Source organism: Limosilactobacillus portuensis (genome assembly GCF_014838735.1).
In the GTDB taxonomy this organism is placed as follows: domain Bacteria; phylum Bacillota; class Bacilli; order Lactobacillales; family Lactobacillaceae; genus Limosilactobacillus; species Limosilactobacillus portuensis.
On sequence record NZ_JABUXQ010000053.1, the window covers coordinates 1 to 3,500 of the forward strand.

Here is a 3,500-nt window from a genome sequence, read left to right on the forward strand (position 1 = left end):
TGGTACTAATCACGATCGGGATATTAATGCGGCAGTTAATATCTTACATAAAGGATTAAAAGCCGTTGGCTAGGGACTAGCCGTGGTAAAAGAACGAAGTTCTGTAAGTTAGGTAGCGTGAATACACGTGTAAGATCCTAAATACTACTCCGTGTTCCCAGAAGCTCGGTCATTTATGGCCGAGTAGTTCACGTATAGTTGATCACTTCATTTGCTCTCAGAGCTAATCAATTCAATCTGCTTTTTCGATAATTTTAGAGAACGTTGCCATGCGTTCTCTTTTTTGTTTTTATAAGGTCAACTTCAGTATGGAGTAAATCATGAAAAAGAGGTTGATACTATGAACACAGGTTCAATGTTATTTGAGAAGTATTACTATAAGTGGATTCACATGTATAAAGAGGGCTCCGTTAGGCCGATTACGTTAGCTAAATACTATTTAACTCATCGAGAAATCCAATACAGATTACATGGTGTAAGAGTAAATGAACTGAACCATTATATTTATCAAAAATTCATTAATGAGTATGCTGAAGAGCATGAGTATTTAACGGTTAAAGTATTTCATCACCATTGTAAAGCAGCAATCATGGACGCAATTGAGGACGGCTTATTAGAACACGATTCCACTAGGCATCTTATTTTAAAAGGAAAACAGCCACGCAAGAAAAAGGCTAAGTACTTAAATCTGTTAGACTTAAAGCGTCTGATTAATCAACTTAAACTTGGTCCGGAAGTCAGTTATGACTGGATGATCCTGCTCATTGCCAAAACAGGTATGCGTTGTGCAGAGGCATTAGGATTAACGCCAGAGGATTTTGATTTTGAAAACCATACAGTTACGATCAATAAGACTTGGGATTATAAGTCAGCAGTGGGAAGTTTTCAACCAACTAAAAATAAATCATCGAATCGCACTATTGGAATTGACCCGATTGTATCTGCTCAACTGCAAGAATTAGTTAAAGGTAAGGAACTCCAGCGACCAATATTTGTTCCTCACGATCGTCTGGTATATATTTCAACGATTAACTACCGATTAAGAGCTTATTGTAAGCGAGCAGGAATCGAAACCATTTCAATTCACGGTCTGAGACACACTCATGCTTCACTTTTAATTTATGACGGAGTTTCAATTCCAAGTGTGGCCAAGCGCCTTGGGCACGCCAACACTATCACTACTCAACAGACTTACTTGCATATTGTGAAGGAATTAGAAGTTCGAGATAACCAAAAGATTTTGGAGAATATGATTCGACTTTCTTAGAGCGACAATAAAAGCAGCAGTTCCCTAACTATACTAGGCGAGGGGAGATTGCTGCTTTTTGAAAAGTTACATCGTGATTGTAGTGGACGACTTCAGATTTACGAATAGGTAAAACAACATCTCCAAAACCAACTACAGTCGATACACCATCGTATTCATCTCCGAGGTGATGGCTTAAATCACCAGTTACATCATTAGCCATTTCAGAGGAAGACCAAATATCATGGAACCGCACTTTAATGTGATTGCCATTAACCTTGAAAAGTCCAGCTCGATAGTATTGCTCTACAGCGTCCCACTTTCGGGATCCATATTGGATTTTTGCATCACCATAAGTATTGTTGGTATCCGCATATAAATCGTTACCAGCATGTACTGTGATTGACAAACCGGGTAAATGTAAGGCTTGACCGGAAGATAATAGTTGAATTGCTTCACTTTGAAGCCCTGAATCACGACCCCAAGACTCCATACCTCCTGCCGTCAAATAAGCATTGTCAGTAAAGTCTACTTGACTTCCATCGGCATAATAATAGGTATAATCCACATCTAGTGAATTACCTGAGATTGCAAAGAAAGACGATGGATCATTAGGAATTGCGATACGTTTCTTATAATTACCATCATGTACGTAATACTTAAGGCCAGATAAGGTAGCGACAATCTTGTCAATTGGTCGCCCTTTGTAGTTAGTATTTTTAAGATTAGTCCAAGTCACTGTTGCAAAGTTCATTGGAATATCCGCATTAGTAGGAACAATTAATGAAGTAGCGTTTTTTATATCATTACCTGCTGCATCACCATCAACTACTTGATATGAAGAATTAACACTTACTTTAGCCTCTGGTTCCTTACCAAATGAGGCTTCCTGTTGAATCTGAGCAAGATTAGTTCCAGACTCATCAGTATTCAAGCCGGCATTTTTGATTTCTGCTTGTAATTCAGCTACTTTCTTTTGATACTCGGCTAATGCTTGGTCATATTCTGCATTGTTCCGAACTTGTGTAACTCACGCAAAATTAAGCCAGAAATCTAAAATTATCTGTATCGTTTAGATTATTAACAATAGAAATTTTAGGCAAATTAATTAGAAAAATTAACCATATCTTTTTACTTTAGTTACACAAGTTCGGAACAACCAGGAGTATCAAGCAGCTCTTGCTAGGTGGAACCAACAGTACTCCTCGATCATGGCTGATTATAACCAGAAATTAGCAACCTATAATAATCAAATGAAGTCACTAATAGATGATCAACATAAAATAGTTAATTCTAGTCATGTTTGGCCTTATACATATACAGATAAGTCAGGTTTCCATGTTGATACTTCTAAGCCTTACGCTAAAGTTGATTATCATATCGACATAACCTGGCATTGGGATTCTTCGATTAATAATGTTGTCGTAACAAATGTTGATATTACCTTAGAAAGAGATGCACCTGTCTCAACTGCTAATGGTTTTTGGGACGCAATGGTCTTGATTAATCCAAATAATACGATTCCACAATAAGGAGGAACGTTTAAAGATGGCGAACCTGATCTACCAGGAATAAGTGGGGATATCATTTGGAATGATATTGGCAACAAACCAGGTGTTCAGGCTTTCTTTACACAGAATAACGGGACTCATGCTTACACCATTAGATACAATCATAATAATTCAGTGCCTTATAATGGTGTGAATAGAGGAAATGGTACATACGATGTTTTAGATGCATATATTCGTTCAAATACGGGAACAGCTGGTACTAAAGCGATTAACTGGGATTCTACAAGTAACCTAGTAACTATTCAATTACCAGTTCCACCAGTTCATCCATCAGTACCAGCAAAACCTACACTACAAACAACCTCAGTTCAGTACCATAACGATGTAACTCACGAAAAAATAGCAGGATTAATATTTCTATTTCTTGAGAAAATTAACCATGCAATAATTTTATATTGCAGAGAAGTTTTATGGGCGGTGGCTGTCTACTCCTCAGGAGGTGAAGTTTCTATGGAAAATCACTTGAAAGGGATAACAGCCCATGAGCGTTTACCAAGCGCTTATGCTAATGTTAGCTTTCGCAACCTTTGTGATTGCACTGTTAACGTTTATTTTCAGTAATCGGCAGATTGCAAGAAATAACTTGAACGAATTTAGTGACGTAGATTAAGCAAGAAGATCTCGATTGGTGTATGCCAATTAAGACATTTAAGTGGCCGTGAATTCAGATACCAATTGATTTG

Annotated in this window: 4 protein-coding genes; 3 read left to right on the top strand and 1 reads right to left on the bottom strand. The window is 37.5% G+C overall.

Annotation, left to right across the window (positions count from 1 at the left end):
* Positions 1 to 340: 340 nt before the first annotated feature.
* Entirely contained in the window at positions 341 to 1,267 is a 927-nt protein-coding gene (locus HUK49_RS10395; RefSeq protein WP_191913651.1) for a site-specific integrase, read from the top strand.
* Between the two features lie 28 nt (positions 1,268 to 1,295).
* On the opposite strand, the gene HUK49_RS10400 is transcribed toward HUK49_RS10395, so the two are convergent.
* Entirely contained in the window at positions 1,296 to 2,180 is an 885-nt protein-coding gene (locus HUK49_RS10400; RefSeq protein ID WP_191913652.1) for a GbpC/Spa domain-containing protein, read from the bottom strand.
* Between the two features lie 277 nt (positions 2,181 to 2,457).
* Between HUK49_RS10400 and HUK49_RS10405 the strand changes: the two genes are divergently transcribed.
* Both HUK49_RS10405 and HUK49_RS11700 read left to right on the top strand, forming a co-directional pair.
* Positions 2,458 to 2,778 (top strand): hypothetical protein, encoded by a 321-nt coding sequence (locus HUK49_RS10405; protein ID WP_191913653.1) that lies wholly within the window; start codon positions 2,458 to 2,460, stop codon positions 2,776 to 2,778.
* 547 nt (positions 2,779 to 3,325) lie between these two features.
* On the top strand, positions 3,326 to 3,427 hold the full coding sequence (locus HUK49_RS11700) for a putative holin-like toxin (protein WP_413230885.1): 102 nt from the start codon (positions 3,326 to 3,328) through the stop codon (positions 3,425 to 3,427).
* Positions 3,428 to 3,500 lie beyond the last annotated feature (73 nt).

Excerpts from the sequence above, each read along its gene's own strand:
- HUK49_RS11700 (WP_413230885.1), top strand. The coding sequence starts at position 3,326 with ATGTTAGCTTTCGCAACCTTTGTGATTGCACTGTTAACGTTTATTTTC.
- HUK49_RS10405 (WP_191913653.1), top strand. The coding sequence starts at position 2,458 with ATGGCTGATTATAACCAGAAATTAGCAACCTATAATAATCAAATGAAG.
- HUK49_RS10395 (WP_191913651.1), top strand. The coding sequence starts at position 341 with ATGAACACAGGTTCAATGTTATTTGAGAAGTATTACTATAAGTGGATT.